This is a genomic window from Pseudomonas sp. R1-7 (assembly GCF_051132105.1).
Taxonomy (GTDB): domain Bacteria; phylum Pseudomonadota; class Gammaproteobacteria; order Pseudomonadales; family Pseudomonadaceae; genus Aquipseudomonas.
Window position 1 is genome coordinate 5,632,483 of the sequence record NZ_CP071661.1, and the last position, 17,849, is coordinate 5,650,331.

17 protein-coding genes are annotated in these 17,849 nt (G+C 61.1%); 9 read left to right on the forward strand and 8 right to left on the reverse strand.

The features are described from left to right. Positions 1–25 precede the first annotated feature (25 nt). From J3P79_RS25460 to J3P79_RS25470, 3 genes are read right to left on the reverse strand one after another with little or no spacing between them, the layout of a single operon-like run. The gene (locus J3P79_RS25460; protein WP_434606602.1) at positions 26–346 is read right to left on the reverse strand and encodes a multidrug transporter; all 321 of its coding nucleotides are present in this window, start codon (positions 344–346) and stop codon (positions 26–28) included. A 54-nt stretch (positions 347–400) separates the two neighbouring features. After that, positions 401–1,213 (reverse strand): bifunctional DNA-formamidopyrimidine glycosylase/DNA-(apurinic or apyrimidinic site) lyase, encoded by an 813-nt coding sequence (gene mutM / locus J3P79_RS25465; RefSeq protein WP_434606604.1) that lies wholly within the window; start codon positions 1,211–1,213, stop codon positions 401–403. A 30-nt stretch (positions 1,214–1,243) separates the two neighbouring features. Then, positions 1,244–2,113, reverse strand: a complete 870-nt coding sequence (locus tag J3P79_RS25470; protein WP_434606605.1) for an HDOD domain-containing protein — start codon at positions 2,111–2,113, stop codon at positions 1,244–1,246. A 179-nt stretch (positions 2,114–2,292) separates the two neighbouring features. Here J3P79_RS25470 and J3P79_RS25475 point away from each other — a divergent pair, with 179 nt between their 5' ends. The 6 genes from J3P79_RS25475 to ilvD all read left to right on the forward strand — a co-directional run bounded on the left by J3P79_RS25475 (position 2,293) and on the right by ilvD (position 9,873). Continuing rightward, positions 2,293–2,832: a type 1 glutamine amidotransferase domain-containing protein gene (locus tag J3P79_RS25475; RefSeq protein WP_039590424.1), complete on the forward strand. Its 540-nt coding sequence runs from the start codon at positions 2,293–2,295 to the stop codon at positions 2,830–2,832. Positions 2,833–2,937: 105 nt separating this feature from the next. Then, positions 2,938–4,134, forward strand: a complete 1,197-nt coding sequence (locus J3P79_RS25480) for a class I SAM-dependent rRNA methyltransferase (protein ID WP_434606609.1) — start codon at positions 2,938–2,940, stop codon at positions 4,132–4,134. A 424-nt stretch (positions 4,135–4,558) separates the two neighbouring features. Then, positions 4,559–5,626: a SagB family peptide dehydrogenase gene (locus J3P79_RS25485; protein ID WP_434606612.1), complete on the forward strand. Its 1,068-nt coding sequence runs from the start codon at positions 4,559–4,561 to the stop codon at positions 5,624–5,626. Next, positions 5,623–6,576, forward strand: coding sequence for a diiron oxygenase (locus tag J3P79_RS25490; RefSeq protein WP_434606615.1), 954 nt, complete (start codon positions 5,623–5,625; stop codon positions 6,574–6,576). Before J3P79_RS25485 ends, J3P79_RS25490 begins: the two co-directional genes overlap by 4 nt. Then, positions 6,569–7,774: an MFS transporter gene (locus J3P79_RS25495; RefSeq protein ID WP_434606617.1), complete on the forward strand. Its 1,206-nt coding sequence runs from the start codon at positions 6,569–6,571 to the stop codon at positions 7,772–7,774. The genes J3P79_RS25490 and J3P79_RS25495 overlap by 8 nt, the downstream gene beginning before the upstream one ends. Positions 7,775–8,031: 257 nt before the next feature. Then, entirely contained in the window at positions 8,032–9,873 is a 1,842-nt protein-coding gene (gene ilvD, locus J3P79_RS25500; RefSeq protein WP_434606620.1) for a dihydroxy-acid dehydratase, read from the forward strand. A gap of 101 nt (positions 9,874–9,974) precedes the next feature. Here the strand turns inward: ilvD and J3P79_RS25505 are convergent, their stop codons facing one another. Together J3P79_RS25505 and J3P79_RS25510 are read right to left on the reverse strand one after the other, a co-directional pair. Continuing rightward, positions 9,975–11,030 (reverse strand): haloacid dehalogenase-like hydrolase, encoded by a 1,056-nt coding sequence (locus J3P79_RS25505; protein ID WP_434606622.1) that lies wholly within the window; start codon positions 11,028–11,030, stop codon positions 9,975–9,977. Between the two features lie 293 nt (positions 11,031–11,323). Beyond that, positions 11,324–11,836, reverse strand: coding sequence for a dihydrofolate reductase (locus J3P79_RS25510; protein ID WP_434606624.1), 513 nt, complete (start codon positions 11,834–11,836; stop codon positions 11,324–11,326). Between the two features lie 77 nt (positions 11,837–11,913). Between J3P79_RS25510 and J3P79_RS25515 the strand changes: the two genes are divergently transcribed. Together J3P79_RS25515 and J3P79_RS25520 are read left to right on the forward strand one after the other, a co-directional pair. Further along, on the forward strand, positions 11,914–13,281 hold the full coding sequence (locus tag J3P79_RS25515) for a DUF2868 domain-containing protein (protein WP_434606627.1): 1,368 nt from the start codon (positions 11,914–11,916) through the stop codon (positions 13,279–13,281). Between the two features lies 1 nt (position 13,282). Then, positions 13,283–14,647 (forward strand): GTPase/DUF3482 domain-containing protein, encoded by a 1,365-nt coding sequence (locus tag J3P79_RS25520; RefSeq protein ID WP_434611606.1) that lies wholly within the window; start codon positions 13,283–13,285, stop codon positions 14,645–14,647. 49 nt (positions 14,648–14,696) lie between these two features. Here J3P79_RS25520 and J3P79_RS25525 read toward each other — a convergent pair whose 3' ends face one another. Both J3P79_RS25525 and J3P79_RS25530 read right to left on the reverse strand, forming a co-directional pair. Beyond that, positions 14,697–15,188, reverse strand: coding sequence for a DUF523 domain-containing protein (locus tag J3P79_RS25525; protein ID WP_434606630.1), 492 nt, complete (start codon positions 15,186–15,188; stop codon positions 14,697–14,699). A 2-nt stretch (positions 15,189–15,190) separates the two neighbouring features. Continuing rightward, positions 15,191–15,823: a 2OG-Fe(II) oxygenase gene (locus tag J3P79_RS25530; protein WP_039590406.1), complete on the reverse strand. Its 633-nt coding sequence runs from the start codon at positions 15,821–15,823 to the stop codon at positions 15,191–15,193. Between the two features lie 140 nt (positions 15,824–15,963). Here J3P79_RS25530 and J3P79_RS25535 point away from each other — a divergent pair, with 140 nt between their 5' ends. Next, positions 15,964–16,707, forward strand: a complete 744-nt coding sequence (locus J3P79_RS25535; RefSeq protein ID WP_434606633.1) for a DUF2059 domain-containing protein — start codon at positions 15,964–15,966, stop codon at positions 16,705–16,707. 114 nt (positions 16,708–16,821) lie between these two features. Here J3P79_RS25535 and J3P79_RS25540 read toward each other — a convergent pair whose 3' ends face one another. Continuing rightward, positions 16,822–17,769, reverse strand: coding sequence for an alpha/beta hydrolase (locus J3P79_RS25540; protein ID WP_434606635.1), 948 nt, complete (start codon positions 17,767–17,769; stop codon positions 16,822–16,824). Positions 17,770–17,849 lie beyond the last annotated feature (80 nt).

The following is a 17,849-nucleotide window of genomic DNA, read 5'->3' on the forward strand; positions in this document are numbered from 1 at the left end:
ATCACCAAGATGTAACTGCTGATCTTTATTGTCGCCGTTCAAACCCCTCCCCAATGCACCCCAGGCAGCGCACGAACGTGGCCTTCGCCGGGTCCACCACCAGCGCCTTCCCGGCATCGCCAACACCGCCACCCAGCGCGGTAAAGGGCAACGATACGACAAACGCCCCGGCACCGATCACGGTGGCTGCGAGCAGCAAAGGCCGCGCAATCAGCAAGTCGCCGAGCATGGCGTAGGCAGGTGGGTTCTGGATGGTGTAGCGCGGATCACCGCTCTCGGTGTTTGCCGCGGCAGGCAAACTGGCACCCAGCAAGAGCGCCAGGACGAAAGGTCGAAGCAGATTCATGAGGCCATCCTTCGGCTAAATCAGTTGATTACTGACTATAGACCGTAGGACAAATCACCTTTGGCAGCGTGGACACCAGACGCTGGCGCGCTGCCCCAGGCGGATCTCCCGCAATCCCGTGCCGCAGATCTTGCAGGTCTGCCCGCCTCGTCCATAGACGAACAGTTCCTGCTGGAAATAACCAGGCTGGCCGTCTCCGCCGATGAAATCGCGCAGCGTGGTTCCGCCGCGCTCAATGGCATGGGCGAGGATGCGCTTGATCTCGATCGCCAGTTTCAGATAGCGCGCCCGGGAGATGCCTCCCGCTTCGCGACGCGGGTCGATCCCGGCGGCGAACAGCGCTTCGGTCGCATAAATATTACCCACGCCGACAACGACCGCGTTATCCATGATGAACGGCTTGACAGCCATGGAACGGCCCCGCGAAAGCTGGAAAAGTCGCTCGCCATCGAACAGATCGGTCAGCGGCTCCGGCCCAAGGCGGATCAGCAACTCATGGTTGAGCGGATCGAGGCTCCAGAGCATCGCTCCAAAACGGCGAGGGTCGGTGTAGCGCAGGGCCAGGCCGGACTCCAATTCGATATCCACGTGTTCATGCTTGGCCGCGGGAATGCCGATTTCAACCAGCCGTAGATTGCCGGACATGCCCAGATGGCTGATCAACGTGCCGACTTCGGCATTGATCAGCAAATACTTTGCCCGCCGCTCCACTTGCACGATGCGCTGCCCAGAAAGGCGCACATCGAGGTCTTCAGGAATCGGCCAGCGCAAGCGGCGGTCGCGCACCACCACGCGGCTGACCCGCTGCCCTTCGAGGTGTGGCGCGATTCCGCGGCGCGTGGTTTCGACTTCCGGCAGCTCTGGCATGTGGCTCTCGACTAAGGCGAAGACTGGCGTTCAACGAGTGGCCAGGTCGCGTATTTCCTGTTTCTGGGTCTGGAAGTCATATTCCGACAACCCAATGTAATCGAGCACCAGCGGTCCGACGCATTGCCACTCGTGATCATCGGCCTGGTTACCCAGCACGCGGTAGGAGGCGCAGATGTTTTCCGACATTTTCAGGATCGCCAGCAGGTTTTTCAGTGGGCTGTTATTGCGCGAAGTCTCATCGCTGAAAACGGCCAGGGCGTTGTGGTGATTGGCGATGGCCTGGCTGACGTGGTCCGGCAGGCGCCAGGATTTGGAAGTGTAATAACCGACCACGGCATGGTTGGTATTGAACACGCGGTTCTCGGTGTCCACCACGCGGCATTCGGCACTGGCGTTGGCGTAGGCTTGCTCCAGCACGCTCATGTAGGTGGGGAACTGCTTGAGCATCAGCGGCACACCACAGTCGTGGAACAACCCGAGGGCGTAGGCTTCGTCACCATTTTGCAGGCCGACGCGCTTGGCCAGGGTCAGGCAGGTCATCGCCACGTCCTGGGCCGTGTCCCAGAAGCGATTCAGGGTGACGATGGCGTCGTCGTGCAACTCTCCCTTGATCGATTGGGCATTGATCAGGTTGATGATCGAACGACTGCCCAAGAGGTTCACCGCGCGCTGTATCGAGGTGATCTTGTTGCTCAAGCCGTAATACGGCGAGTTGACGATCTTGAGCAAGGCTCCCGAGAGGCCCGGGTCCTGGGAGATCAGCTTGGCGATGGTCTCCAGGTCCGGGTCGGGCATGTACTGCTCCATTTGCAAATCCACCATGATTTGCGGCTGGGGCGGGACACTGATGCCCTGCAGGGACTGTTGGATCTGTTCGGCGGAAAGCTCTTTGGACATGGATACGCACTCTGGGCCAGGCGGGGATTCTAACCCTTAAAGATGAATCCGACACACCGCCGGGTAGACCGGCGGAACTTTCATTCAAGCCTCGGCTTCGGATTTTGTAGAGCCGACAGCCAAGTCTGCATACAGGCCTAGGTCGGCAGCCCACCCACTCAGCTTGAGGAGATTTTTTCATGCCCGGCTCCCTGAATGAAAAACGCGTGGCCATCCTGGTGACAAATGGTTTTGAGCAGGCCGAATTGACCGGTCCGAAACAGGCGCTGGAACAGGCCGGGGCCAAGGTGGAGATCGTTTCGGCCAGCGAAGGCCAGGTCAAAGGCTGGAACCATGACCAGCCGGCGGACGACTTCCAGGTCGACCTGACCTTCAAGGCCGCCAACGTCGACCAATACGACGCTGTGGTGCTGCCCGGCGGCGTCCAGAACTCCGACACGATCCGCATCGACCCCGACGCCCAGGACCTCGTCAAAGGCTTCGAGGCGGCCGGCAAACCCATCGCGGTGATTTGCCACGGTGGCTGGTTGCTGGTGTCGAGCGGGCTCGTCAAGGGCAAGACCATGACCAGCTACAAGACGCTCAAGGACGATCTGACCAATGCCGGCGCGAACTGGGTTGATCAGGAAGTCGTCACGGATGGCAAGCTGATCAGCAGCCGCCAGCCCGATGACATCCCTGCCTTCAATCGCGAGTTGATCAGCGCATTGTCCGCGTGAAGCCATGACGGCGAGGCAAGCGACGCTTCCTCGCCGCATGTCCAGCACAAGCCCCGCAAAGGTTGCAACACGGTATACTCCCGCTCTTTTTTCCGGAGCGACGTCATGTCCCTGCCTAGCCTGCGCCTCAAAGCCAACGCCGACCGTCGCCTGCGCGCCGGCCACCTGTGGGTCTACAGTAACGAAATCGACGTGGCCGCCACCCCGCTGCATGGTTTCAAGGCCGGCGACCAAGCCCTCCTCGAAGCCGCGGGCGGCAAGCCGTTGGGCATCGTCGCGATGAGCCCCAACAACCTGATCTGCGCGCGCTTGCTGTCCCGCGATGCGAAGCTTCCATTGGACAAGTCCCTGCTGGTCCACCGCCTCAACGTAGCGTTGTCCCTGCGCGAGCGCCTGTTCGACAAGCCGTTCTACCGCCTGGTCTACGGGGACTCCGACCTGTTGCCGGGCCTGGTGGTCGACCGTTTCGGCGATATCCTGGTGGTGCAGATCGCCTCCGCCACCATGGAAGCCCATAAAGACGACGTGATCGCCGCCCTGACCCAAGTGCTCAAGCCCAGCGGCATCCTGTTCAAGAATGATTCCGCCGCCCGCGATGCCGAAGGCCTGCAGCGCTACGTCGAAACCGTATTTGGCCTCGTGCCGGAATGGGTCGCCCTGGAAGAGAACGGTGTGAAATTCGAAGCGCCGGTCATGGAGGGCCAGAAAACCGGCTGGTTCTACGACCACCGCATGAACCGCGCACGCCTGGCCCCCTACGCCAAGGGCAAGCGCGTCCTGGACCTGTTCAGCTATATCGGCGGCTGGGGCGTGCAGGCCGCGGCGTTCGGGGCCAGTGAAGTCTTCTGCGTCGACGCATCGGCCTTCGCCCTCGACGGCGTGGAACGCAACGCGGCCCTGAACGGTTTCGCCGAAAAGCTGACCTGCATTGAAGGCGACGTGTTCGAAGCCCTGAAAGAACTCAAGGCCGCCGAGGAACGTTTCGATGTCATCGTGGCCGACCCGCCCGCCTTCATCAAGCGCAAGAAGGACCTGAAGAATGGCGAAGGTGCCTATCGCCGCCTCAATGAACAAGCCATGCGCCTGCTCAGCAAGGACGGCATCCTGGTCAGCGCTTCGTGCTCGATGCACTTGCCCGAAGACGATCTGCAAAACATCTTGCTGACCAGCGCCCGTCACTTGGATCGCAACATCCAACTGCTCGAACGCGGCGGCCAGGGACCTGACCATCCGGTGCACCCGGCCATCGCGGAAACACGCTACATCAAGAGCATTACGTGCCGGTTGCTGCCTAACAGCTAAGTCACCGCTGGGCGTAGCCACTGCCGCGCCCAACAGTTGAACATTGCAATTCCCGACGCAGCCCAGGCTGCGTTTTTTTTGCGCGCCCTGTACGAAAAGTTACCGCAGCACGAAGACAACGCCGACACTTACACTATTTGTATGAACTATCCCACGCAATTACTGGAGCCGTCCTACCTTATATTCGCTTGCCAAGCCCTCGCTAGAAACTATCATTGAACTGTCACACCGGAAGTGGCAACCACTAGAAGAAAACAACACTTATCAAGCAAGGAGCCTCATCATGAAAGCCATCACCCTGGAAGTTAATAAAATCGCCAACCTGGCAGGTTTGGTAACGCCAAAAGTCCGCTAAGCAAGACGACGGGGTCGCGGATCGCCGGCACCTCGGCCCCATCTTTTCAATCACAGCGGAAACAATGCCATGCATATAAACCCTTGCCTGTTCATCCTGGCGCGACCTCCACATCAAATAGTATGGAACTATGAACAGCACACTCAGTTCGAGCTGGACGTCTATTACACGACTCGACTGGCGCAACTTATAAACGACCCCTCCCGATTCGACCGTTCAAACCCCATCGATATGGAACTGGCAGACAAAGAAATATTGATCGACGGACCAGAGAAGCACATTGACTGGAAATGGGATGAGCTCTCGAAGATATTTCATTTCGGGACAAAGAACATTCCTTGCGAAAACGTTCCCCGGAATGTGAACGAATGGGCAGCGCTCTATCTTCACCATTGCGCCGAAGTACTTTCCTCTCCACCGCCTCCAGCCAGGACAAAGCAGTATCCCGTCGAGCGAATCGCCCTTGAGCGCCCTTCATGGGGCAAGCTCGAAGAGGCTTCCCTGGTACGGACACTGCTCAACCGAAGCACTTCCCGCTCATTCGACAACCGCCCCATTTCCATCGACCAGGTCAGCACCCTTCTTTACCTGACCTTGGGATACCTGAACGAACGATCCTGCCCCGACGATGGATCCGACGCGCGACGAAGCAGCCCCTCGGGAGGCGGCCTCAATGCCTGCGAAGGATATCTGTACGTACGTAACGTCAGGGGACTCGATACGGGCATCTATGCCTATCACCCGGACGAACACGCGGTAAGCCTGGTCCGGATGCTGCCGGATGAACCCCTGGGTCAATTGTTGTGCGGGCAGCATTTCATCAATCCCCTGCCATTCGGACTGTTCATTACTTCGCGCTTCGACAAACTGTGGTGGAAATACGGGCACTCCCGCGCCTATCGGATGGCTTTTGTCGAGGCAGGTCACGTCTCCCAGAGCTTCCTGATGGTTGCGACCGCCCTGGGCCTGGATACCTGGCTGACAGGGGCCTTGGCCGATCATCAGGTGGAGCGCCTGCTCGACCTTGAAGGAGCCCCCGAACAACCGCTGTTCTTTGTCGGCTGCGGCCACGGTGACAGCCAGGTCCACTGCCCCGAGCTGATGGCGTTGCTCGACGAACAGGACGTCATGCCATGAGCGGCCCGATCTCTGCCCAGGAACCGCTCTATACCCTGGGCGACTGGGACAGCAAGGCGGCCGTGCGAGCACGTCAAGACGGCTATCGCCTGCCCGACGATCTTGAGCGGCAACTGTCGAGTCGGAACTGGTTTCCCCCGGCCTTCATTCCCTACGTCGAACATCCATTGGTCATACAGGCGGGTCACTCCGTTGGCCAACGCCTCGCGGCCAATCACCTGGTGTACTTCCTCGATTACACGACGATGCTGGAGCACCGGGTCGTCAACCGCTCCGTTGAGGCTCTTGTCCATGGCGAACTCGCCGTGCCGATTCCGAGGCAAATGAAAACTGCGGCGCTGCAGCTTTATACCGACGAAGGCTACCATGCACTGTTTTCCCATGAGGTGGCTGAACAGATCGCTAGCTTCTACGGCATTCACGACCGCCCTCCAGCCCGGCGAATCGGCCGGCTGCTGGAAGTGATCCAGAGGTGCCCCCTCCCAAACCGCCCCCTCGGATGGTTCCTGCTGGGATTCGTCTCCGAAACGATTATCGCCAGGGAGCTGCTGACCCTTACCCGGAAAACCTTGGTGAGCACGGTCTATCGGATGCTCCGAACTCACTTGGAAGACGAGGCGCGCCACAGCCGCTACTTCAGCGAGGTTTTCAGCTACCTCTGGCCTCTCCTCGACGCAACGCAACGCCAACTGGCCGCGAGGCTCCTGTTGGAGATCATCAAGCTCTATTTCGAACCGGATATGCCCTGGCTGATGCGCAGCCTCGCCAGCGTGGGATTCGATGAGCCCGCATCCCGCCAGATCCTTGCCGGGATCGTGCTGTCACACGCTCATGCCGCACGGGTCAGGTCAGGCGCGGCATCGACATTCCTGGCCATGAAACGGGCCGGCTTCTTTGACGATGACCACAACCGAGCGCTTTTCTGCGACGCAGGGTTCATCGATGCCTGATCTATCCGAACGCCCTTCGATTCACAAGCGAGCCATTGTCGGCCTGCTGTCGATGCTGACGCTGCTGGGCGTATTCCCGATCGATGTCGTGCTGCCCTCATTCCCGGCACTGTCTGATCACTTTCGCAACTCATCGTCTGACATCGCCTTGTCCGTCAGCCTGTTTGCGGTAGGCATTGCGCTCTCCCAGTTATTGATAGGCCCGCTTTGCGATGCCTTGGGTCGAAAGAAACTGTTGTTGATGGGCATTGCCGTCTCTGCCATCGGCGCAACGGGATGTGTATTCACTGACAATTTCTGGCTGTTCCTGTTTTTTCGTATCATCCAGGCATTGGGTTGCGGTTGTTTTGTGATTTCCCAGGCCCTGATCCAGGATTTGTTCACCGGGGCGCAACAACAGCGCCTGCGTATCTTCCTGGTCACCTGCGGCGGCATCTTTATTTCCGTTTCGCCACTGGCCGGCACCGGCCTACAGAGCTGGATGGGTTGGCGCGGCAGTTTCATAGTGTTCATCGTCCTGGCCATCGGCGCATTTGCCGGCGCCTGTTTCCTCCTCGAAGGCGCGGTACAAGGCTGCCGGGCCAGGCGGATGAGCTTCTTGGCGTCTTATCGAAACGTCTGCGGTCATTTCGGTTTCGTCGCCTATTGGCTGACGTCAGCTTTCGCGTTCTCCTGCCACTTTTCGTTCATCGTCATTTCGCCAGTGATCTTTATCGACCAGTTGCAGCTCTCCCAGGAAGCTTTCTCAATGACATTGCTGGGCTATGGGCTGGCCTACATCGGCGGCGGCGCATGCGCGACCGTACTCAGCAACCGAATCGACTCGCACGCACAGATCATCACTGGCCTGGGCCTGATCCTGGCGGCGGGTTTATCAATGCTGGTGCTATTCAAGATCTTGGGCCTTTCCATCACGACCATACTGCTACCCATGGTTGTTTGTACCGCTGGCACAACGATTGCGCGCGCGGCGGCCCATACCCGGGCGATGAACATTTTTCCGGAGCAGGCAGGTACTTCCGCTTCGGCGGGCAGCGTGCTGATTTTCGTCACGGGCGGACTGACCAGCGCCGCCATCAGTCTTTCTCCGTTCGCCCTGCCGCTCACGCTGGCGCTGTGCCTGATAGCGTTCAGCCTCCTTGGCATAACGCTCAATGCCCTGGTCAGGCATCGTCACAGAGCGTTAATGCCTGGCTGAACGTTGCCAGTCGTCATCCCGAGCGTGACATTGGCGACAGATCAGCGCTTTGCGTCATTTCATCCTGACGCCAGCGGTGTAGAATCGCGACATTCATCGCCATTCATCCCCGGCGGGTTTATGAGCTCATGCTGAGGCGCGCAGCGATCCTGCAAAGTCATCGGCCATTTCCGGACACACCGCCAATCCCGAGTGTTCCAGAGATCAATAGAAGCTCACTTCCCATTTGATACTTGATTAGCCGCCCGGAGTGCTCCATGCCTGATTACCGCTCGAAAACATCCACCCATGGCCGCAACATGGCCGGCGCCCGTGCCTTGTGGCGCGCCACGGGGATGAAGGATGACGACTTCAAGAAGCCGATCATCGCCATTGCCAACTCCTTTACCCAGTTCGTACCAGGCCACGTCCACCTCAAGGACCTCGGCCAATTGGTTGCCCGGGAAATCGAACGCGTCGGCGGCGTCGCCAAGGAATTCAACACCATCGCCGTGGATGATGGCATCGCCATGGGTCACGACGGCATGCTGTATTCGCTGCCGAGCCGCGAAATCATTGCCGACTCCGTCGAATACATGGTCAACGCCCATTGCGCCGACGCCATCGTCTGTATCTCCAACTGCGACAAGATCACCCCTGGCATGCTCATGGCCGCCCTGCGCCTGAACATCCCGGTGATCTTCGTTTCCGGCGGGCCGATGGAAGCCGGCAAGACCAAGCTCGCCAGCCACGGCCTGGACTTGGTGGATGCCATGGTCATCGCCGCTGACTCCAGCGCCTCTGACGAGAAGGTCGCCGAGTACGAGCGCAGTGCCTGCCCGACCTGTGGTTCGTGCTCCGGCATGTTCACCGCCAACTCGATGAACTGCCTGACCGAAGCGCTGGGCCTGGCATTGCCGGGCAACGGTTCCACCCTGGCCACCCACAGCGACCGCGAACAATTGTTCCTGCAGGCTGGCCGGACCATCGTCGAGCTGTGCAAGCGTTACTACGGCGAAAACGATGAGTCGGTGCTGCCACGCAACATTGCCAACTTCAAGGCGTTCGAAAACGCCATGACCCTGGACATCGCCATGGGCGGTTCCACCAACACCATCCTGCACTTGCTCGCTGCCGCCCAGGAAGCCGAGATCGATTTCGACCTGCGCGACATCGACCGTCTGTCCCGTCACGTACCTCAACTGTGCAAGGTCGCGCCGAACATCCAGAAGTACCACATGGAAGACGTGCACCGCGCCGGTGGCATCTTCAGCATCCTCGGCTCGCTGGCCCGTGGCGGCTTGTTGCACACCGACCTGCCGACGGTGCACAGCAAGACCATGGCCGAGGCCATCGCCCAGTGGGACATCACCCAGACCACCGACGAAACGGTGCATCACTTTTTCAAGGCTGGCCCGGCGGGCATTCCGACGCAAACCGCATTCAGCCAATCGACTCGTTGGGAAACCCTGGACGACGATCGCGAGAACGGCTGCATTCGCAGCGTCGAGCACGCTTACTCCAAGGAAGGCGGCCTGGCTGTGTTGTACGGCAACATCGCCCTGGATGGCTGCGTGGTGAAAACCGCCGGTGTCGACGAGTCGATCCATGTCTTCGAAGGCAACGCCAAGATCTTCGAAAGCCAGGACAGCGCGGTGCGCGGCATCCTTGCCGATGAAGTGAAGGCCGGCGACATCGTGATCATTCGCTATGAAGGTCCGAAGGGCGGCCCGGGCATGCAGGAAATGCTCTACCCGACGTCCTACCTGAAGTCCAAAGGCCTGGGCAAAGCCTGCGCCCTACTGACCGATGGCCGCTTCTCCGGTGGCACCTCGGGCCTGTCCATTGGCCACGCTTCGCCGGAAGCAGCGGCCGGCGGCGCCATTGGCTTGGTGCGCGATGGCGACAAGGTCTTGATCGACATTCCCAACCGTTCGATCAACCTCTTGATCAGTGACGAAGAACTGGCCGAACGCCGCATCGAACAGGACAAGAAAGGTTGGAAGCCGGTGGAAATGCGTCCGCGCAAAGTCACCACCGCCCTCAAGGCCTACGCCCTGCTCGCCACCAGCGCCGACAAGGGTGCGGTGCGCAACAAGGCGATGCTGGACGGGTTGTAAGCGTCCCAGCCTCGAACAAGAATGCCCCGCCAAGTGCGGGGCATTTTTTTGCGCTTCAGTTCGACCCTTTGAGCCACAGGGCTCCTCGGTAGGCGACGGGTTTACTGGATATCTTCCGGCTTGACGATCACCCAGTTCTTGTCGGCCGTCACCGGCAGCCCTTCCTTGGCCTGGGCCGCGGCGTGCTTGGCCATCATGCCGTTTATCTGGGTCATGTATTTGTCCTTGCGGTTGACCCACAGGTGAATGCCGCCCTTGGCCACGTCCACATCATGGAAAAGCATGTAGCCGTCGCTGCTCGGCGTATCGCCGGCGACGAGCACAGGTTTTTTCCATTCGTCGATGTAGGTCAGGATCGCCGCATGCTTGCCGGCCATCCAGGTCGCCGGAGTCCACAGGTACGGTGTGTATTCCAGGCCCAGGTTAGCCTTCTCGTCATATTTGCCGTTCGTGATCTGTTTACGCGCGGTGGTCAGCTCGCCGGTCTTACGGTCCTTGAGCAGCGTGGTCACACCGATCACGTTCTGCGGCTTGAGGTTGTAGCCGTATTTCGGATCGGAGGCGACCATGCGCACCAACTCTTCGGAAGCGGCGGTCATGACGTAGACCTCGATGCCGTTTTCCATCAGCTTGTTGTAAAGCTCGGCCTGGCCGGTGAAGATTTTCGGCGGGTTGACGTTGTACTGGACCACCTTGTCGCCATCGTAATAAGTCGTCGGCACCGGTTTGCCAGAAGCCATCAATTCGTCGACATAGCCCTTCAATTCCTTGAGGGTGAAGCCGGAGAATACCTGGGCCACCCATGGGTAGCAGACCATGTCGTCCACTTCGCACAGGCGATAGTAATAGCTGAACAGGCTTTCCTTGTGATCCGCCGTGTCCTTGAACGGCATCAGCTTCAAGGACGGGTCGAGGGTTTCGCGGCTGATGAGCCCCTTGTTCTCCATGAACGGCAACAATGACTCTTCCAGGTCATAGCGATAACTGGTGTTGTCCATGTCGAACACCGCGTAGTTACCCTTGTTGGCGTTGGCCGCGATCATCGCCTCCAGCGCCTTGGCCTGTTCCGCCGGCCAGTGCTTGAGATCGGTGGCAAGCGCTTGGCCGGCGAGGCCCAAGCCTAGCGCGACAGCGAGCAAGTGAGGTACGAGCTTCATCGGCGTTTACTCCCAGGTTGTAAGAGTTCGACGCTAACAAATGCCTGTGACAGATCCCGCCTGTGGGCGACCGCTTGCGTCTCGATAACGGCAGCGGCATGTCCGTGGGCGCCAGTGCCTTATTCCAAAAGCGACAGTAGAGATTCTTTTTTTAGTATCAATTCTTTAGATATCAGACTGTTAGGCTTTCCGGCCCACAGTCGCGGCGCTTGGCGGCTGGCGGAGCCTTATCGGAGCAGGCGCGCCTGCAAGTGATCCTGATGATAGCTATCGCGAGCTTGCTCGCGATGCTTTTAGCGCTTCTCCCAGACTTCGAAACTGTAGGCTGGCTTATCCCCTTGCGCCGGATTCGGCTGGTTCGAGACCAATCTCCATTGGCTCGAATCAAACGCCGGGAACCACGCATCCCCTTCCGGGCTCAGCGCCACGCGGGTCAGGTACAGCCGATCCGCCTGATCCAGCGCCTGCCCATAGAGCTGGGCCCCGCCGATGAGCATCAGCTCATCCACACCCTGCTCCAACGCCCAGGCCTCGGCCCGTTCCACTGCGGCTTCAAGTGTGGAATAAACCTCCGCGCCTTCCAGAACCAGGCCGGACTGGCGGCTGACCACGATGTTCAAGCGACCCGGCAACGGTCGACCCAGCGAATCCCAGGTCTTGCGGCCCATGATGATCGGCTTGCCCAGGGTGGTGGCCTTGAAGTATTTGAAATCCCCCGGCAAGTGCCAGGGCATGCTGTTGTCGATGCCGATCACACGGTTTTCACCGAGGGCTGCGATCAGGCTTAAGGGAAGAGTTTTTTTCATGACGGCGAGGATACCAGAGGCCCGGACCGGCGCCACAGCGGTTATGCTCTTTGCTCATTCGAGCAACGGAAGCCCCCGTGACAGAACTGCAGAACCTCTGGTTGACCGAGACGATACGCCTGCGTGAAGAACACGCTGGCCCGCTCGAGGACCAGGAAGCCAATCGCCTGGCCCGCGCGGCAGGCGGTGATCTATCCACCCGCATCCGCCACCGCGCCCGCTGGCTGGCCGACCGCGACGGCCTCGTTCAAGCCCTGCGCCACTGGCTGCAAGGCGCGCGCCTGGCACTGTTGGTATTGGCGGTGCTCGCCGTCGCGAGCGGCGCCGGCCTGGGGTTTGCCGCGCTCGGCGATGGACGTACGCCGGTCAACGTCTTCTGGGCCTTGGGCAGCCTGTTGGGGCTGAACGTACTCCTGCTCATCGGCTGGGCCCTTGGCTTGATATTCGCCGGGGAACAAGGCGCCACGCTGGGACGCCTTTGGCTGTGGCTCAGCGAAAAACTCGCCCGCGACGCCAAGGCCGCCCAACTGGCGCCAGCCCTGCTGCTATTGCTGCAACGGCACCGACTCAATCGCTGGGCCCTCGGCGTGCTGGTCAACGGCTTGTGGCTGCTGGCGATGCTCAGCGCGCTGGTCATCGTATTGATGCTGATGGCGACCCGGCGTTATGGCTTCGTCTGGGAAACCACGATTCTTGGCGGCGAGACCTTTGTCACCGTGACCCAGGTCCTCGGTGCGCTGCCCGCCTTGCTGGGTTTCAGCGTGCCGACCGTCGAGATGATCCGTGCCAGCGGCGACGCCGCATTGAATATCGAAAGCGCCCGCCAGGCCTGGGCCGGCTGGTTGGTCGGCGTTCTGTTGGTCTACGGCTTGCTGCCGCGCCTGTGCCTGGCGCTGCTGTGCCTGTGGCGTTGGCGTCGTGGCCGCGCCAGACTTCGCCTTGACTTGAACCTGCCCGGCTACGCGCAGTTGCGCGAGCGGTTGATGCCCAGCAGCGAGCGCCTGGGAGTCAACGATGCCGCGCCCGCGCAACTGCACCGAATCGACAGCGCCGTCGGCGCAATGGACAGTGACGGCGCGTTGCTGGTGGCGATCGAGCTGGACGACCGTCCCTGGCCGCCGAAGCTGCCCGACTCTGTTAAAAACGCGGGCATCCTCGACAGCCGCGAGTCTCGCCACAAACTCTTGGAACAACTCTCACGCTTCCCTCCCGCGCGCCTGGCGATTGCCTGCGACCCTCGGCGTTCGCCAGATCGCGGCAGCCTTGCGTTGATTGCCGAACTGGCCCGCAGCGCCAGCGCTACCCGTGTCTGGTTGTTGCAGGCGCCACCCGGCGAAGCACTGGACGGCGAGCGCCTGGGGGACTGGCATAACGCGCTGCAACAATTGCAGTTGCCGTTCGCCGACTGCGCCCCGATGAACTGGCTGGAGACCGGCCATGACTGAATTGCTCAAGCCGTTGAAGCTCGCGGTGGTCGGCCACACCAATGTCGGCAAGACCTCGTTGCTGCGGACCCTGACCCGCGACGTCGGCTTCGGCGAGGTCTCCCATCGCCCGAGCACTACGCGTCACGTCGAAGGCGCTCGCTTATCAGTGGATGGCCAGGCGCTGTTGGAACTGTATGACACGCCGGGACTGGAAGACGCCATCGCCTTGCTCGATTACCTCGAACGTCTCGAGCGTCCCGGTGAGCGCCTGGACGGCCCGGCACGCCTGGCACGCTTTCTGGAAGGCAGCGAGGCCCGGCAACGTTTCGAGCAGGAAGCCAAAGTGCTGCGGCAGTTGCTCGCCAGCGATGCCGGACTGTACGTCATCGATGCCCGCGAACCGGTGCTGGCCAAATACCGTGATGAATTGGAGGTCCTCGCCAGCTGCGGCAAGCCGTTGCTGCCGGTGCTCAACTTCGTCAGCAGTGCCCAGCATCGCGAGCCCGAGTGGCGCGAAGCCTTGGCGCGATTGGGCCTGCATGCGCTGGTGCGCTTCGACAGTGTTGCCCCGCCGGAAGATGGCGAACGACGCCTGTACGAAAGCTTGGCGCTGTTGCTGGAAAACGCGCGCGGGCAACTGGAGCGCCTGATCGTCGATCAGCAGGCCCAGCGCCTGGCTCGCCAGCAGAGCGCGAAGCGCCTGATCGCCGAGCTGCTGATCGACTGCGCCGCCTGCCGACGCAGTGTCGCCAGCGATGCCGATCTGGAGCACCAAGCCATCACCCAATTGCGCGACGCCGTCCGTCAGCGAGAGCAACGCTGCGTCGAGGCCTTGCTCAAGCTCTACGCCTTTCGTGCCCAGGACGCAGCCGCCAGCGACTTGCCCTTGCTGGATGGTCGCTGGGGTGATGACTTGTTCAATCCCGACACCCTCAAGCAACTGGGCGTGCGGGTCGGTGGCGGAATCGCGGCGGGGGCTGCGGCCGGTGCCGGGGTGGACTTGCTGGTGGGAGGCCTGACCCTTGGCGCCGCCGCCCTGGCCGGAGCGATTGCCGGCGGTGCACTGCAAACCGCCCGCAGCTATGGCAACCGGCTGATGGGCAAGCTCAAGGGCCAGCGCGAACTGACCGTGGACGACAGCGTGCTACGCCTGTTGGCCTTGCGCCAACGGCAATTGCTGCAAGCGATCAATCAACGCGGCCATGCGGCGATGGACAGCATCCGTATCGCCACGCCCCAGGACAAGACTTGGCGCGAAGGCAAGCTGCCCGAGGCATTGAGCAAGGCTCGAGCGTATCCGCAGTGGTCGTCGCTCAATGCCAATCCTCGCTTGAGCCAGGCTGAGCGACAGGAACAGATCGAGCAGTTGGCCGGGCAGCTTTAGACCACCAGCCTGAGCCTTCCCCTCGCCACAAAAAGGCGGTTCGCCGCAATTATTCTGCGGTCATCGCTTTTAGCACCAACGCCGCTTGCGCCAATTCCAGTTCGTTGAACACCCGGACACCCTGGCGCCTGAGCAACGCCGCCGTCACCCCCTCGCCACGGACCTTCACGCCACTGAACGTGCCGTCATAAGTCAGCAGGTTGCCGCAAGACGGGCTATTGGCCTTGAGCACGGCGATGCGGATGCCGTGCTCGCGCACCAATTCCAGCGCTTGATAGGCGCCGGACAGAAACTGCGCGCTCACGTCCTCGCCATCGGAGGTTATGACGGCCGCGTCGCCATCGAGCACCTGCGCACCCTGCCCACCGGGGATTTCCGCTGCCGCCCGAGGCGTGGGCAAACCACCGGCGACTTCCGGGCACAGGGGCACGATCCGCCCCTCGTCGAGCCATTGTTGAAGCTGATCGAATGGCCCGCTGGCGCCTCCGTCATAACGCACGCGGTGACCGAGCAGACAGCGGCTGACGAGGATCTTGTCCATGTTCAGAACAACTCGTTGCCGCGGCGTCGAAACCAACCGGTCAAGGACAGCCGCTCACGCGTCGCCGGCAGCACTTCGTGGGGAATGTCCCCCGAGAGAAACACCACCAGGCAGCCGCCCGTGGGCACGACGTCGTGCTCCGCGCTTTCGTCCAGGTACATGCGCAACTGACCGCCGTGTTCCGGCAACCAAGCGTCATTGAGGTAGAGCACTGCCGAGACCATGCGCCGATCATCGTCGCGAAAACGGTCGACGTGCTTGAGGTAGAACGCGCCAGGCGGGTACAGCGCGAAGTGGCTCTCAAAATCTTCCAGGCCAAGGAACAGCCCCCGGTTAAGGGCCTCGCGCAGGCTATCCATCAGACCCAGGTAACGGTCGCAGGCTTCAACCTGGCCGGGCTCGATCCATTGGATGCGATCGCCACGAATCCCCTCGCGGATCTCCGAAAAAGGCCCGCGACCAACGGCGGCCGGAGCCAGTTCACCTTCAGCGGCGCGCTGACGGCATTCAGCCGCCAGGGCGCGCGTCAGCGCATCCGGCAGGAAGATGTTCTGCTGCGACCAGCCACGCTCGGCCAGGTCGTCGACGATACGTAACAGCAACGGATGATCAGAAGGTATTTGCATGGCGCGCATAGTATTCCTGTGCCTGCAAAACCGACAGCGCCACGCAGCGGGTTGATCGCCGCTCATTGCACTGCAGTACGAACTTGATACGAATTCTCGACAAGTCCCCGCCCCCCACGGAGAATAGTCGGCTGCTGACAGGAGTCCCTATGCGCCGTTTGCTTTTCTCACTGTTGATGTTCTGCGTATTGCCCGCCTGGGCAGACAGCTACGACCAGTTGTACAAGGTCGCCGGCTGGCCGGAACAACGGGCGCATTTCAATGACGCCTTGAATGCCGCGCAGCAGCGCTATCAAAACAGCCTGCCGCCAGCGGTGTTCCAGGCGTTGGTGAACAACAGCAACCAACGGTTCGCGCCCCAGGCCATGGACCAACGGGCCGAGGCCCAACTGCGCAAGCATCTTGCCGATCCGAATCCGGCCCTGAGCTTCTTCCAATCGCCGCTGGGCCGCAAAGTTGTCGCGGCCGAACTGCTCGCCACCCGACGCGACCAATTGGCGAAGAACGCCAAGGGCCTGCCGAAAATGCAAGCCAGCGACAATCGCCTGTTGATCATCGGTCATCTGGCCCAGGCCCTGCCCGCCCGCGAAGCCGGTGCCGAAGTCAGCCTGGCGATCGCCGGCGTGGCCGCCGATAGCCTGAGTTCGATGATTCCCGGCTTGCTGGGCGGTGGACAGGCCCAAGGCATGTTGAACGGCCAGCGCCAGCGCCTGATGGATCAGATCGGAACTGACCTGAACAACACGTTGCTGTACGTCTACCGCGACTTGAGCGACACCGAGCTGGAAGAGTTCGCGACCTTCGCCGAGTCGGCCGAGGGGCAGGCTTATTACCAGGCGGCGCTGGCCGCGATTCGGGCGGGGCTGGCGGTGGGGCAGAATCTCGGGCAGTAGTTCAGCACCCCTATCGCGAGCAAGCTCGCTCCCACAGGGTATTGAGTGAACTCGGATCTGCGATTACCGAGATCCCATGTGGGAGCGAGCTTGCTCGCGATGGCAATAGCCCCCTCACCGCCGTATCCGGCTCATCCGCTTGCTCAAGAACTCGAACATCTCCTGGCGCATCGCCAACGCTTCATTCGCCAAGTGATGCCGCCCTTCAGGCAACATCAATACTTGCGGCCGATCGAACTTGCCCCGCAGCACTTGCAAGTTATGTCGCCAATCCACTGTCATGTCCGCCTGCCCCTGCACAATCAGGGGTTGGCGCGGGCTGCTCGGCGCCGCCTCGATACGCTTGATCCACTGCGCGAGCGCGCCGACCCATGCGGTGGGCAGGCGCAGCGGTTGCAGCGGATCAGCCTGCAGGAACGGCAAAAAATCCGGATCGGTGGAGTTCTCGGTGAACCGCCGGGCAATGCCGGTCACGAACGGCTTCAGCAGGTAATAACTGAGGCGCGACCAACCCCAGGCGCGAGGCCGGACCAGGGGCGACAACAGGATGACCTGGCCTTGGGCCGGGCTGTCCGCGCCCTGGCTGAGGACATGGTCCACCACAATCGCTCCGCCGGTGCTTTGCCCGCACAGGTGCCACGGCTGCGGCGAGCCCAGGGTTCCCGCTTCTGCCAGCAGGCCCTGCAAGGTCGCCTGGTAATCGGCGAAATCGCCGATGCTGGCGCGTTCGCCACTGGACAGCCCATGGCCCGGCAAGTCGCAGCTGATCACCACGAACCGCTGCTCCAGGGCCCATTCGATCAAATGCCGGTAAAGGCCCATGTGATCGTAATAACCATGAAAGACAAACACAGTCGCCACGGCGTTTTCCGGCCACCAGACCTGGCCAACCAGCTCATACCCCGCGACCTCGAAACGACCCAAGCCCCTGCGCAATGTGCGTGCCGGGAAATCCAGTCCATAGAAACGCTGGTAGGCCTGCGCTTGCGCAGACAGCGGCTGCCACTGCGCCAAGGGTTGCAGGCTGGCGCGCAGGTGATCAGGGTCGAAAGAAGCGGGCATCGGTATTCCAGGCAGAAGCGCATCGCGAGAAACAGGCTTTATGAGCCTGCGATATTCATCTGTCGCGCCGGGCATGGCAA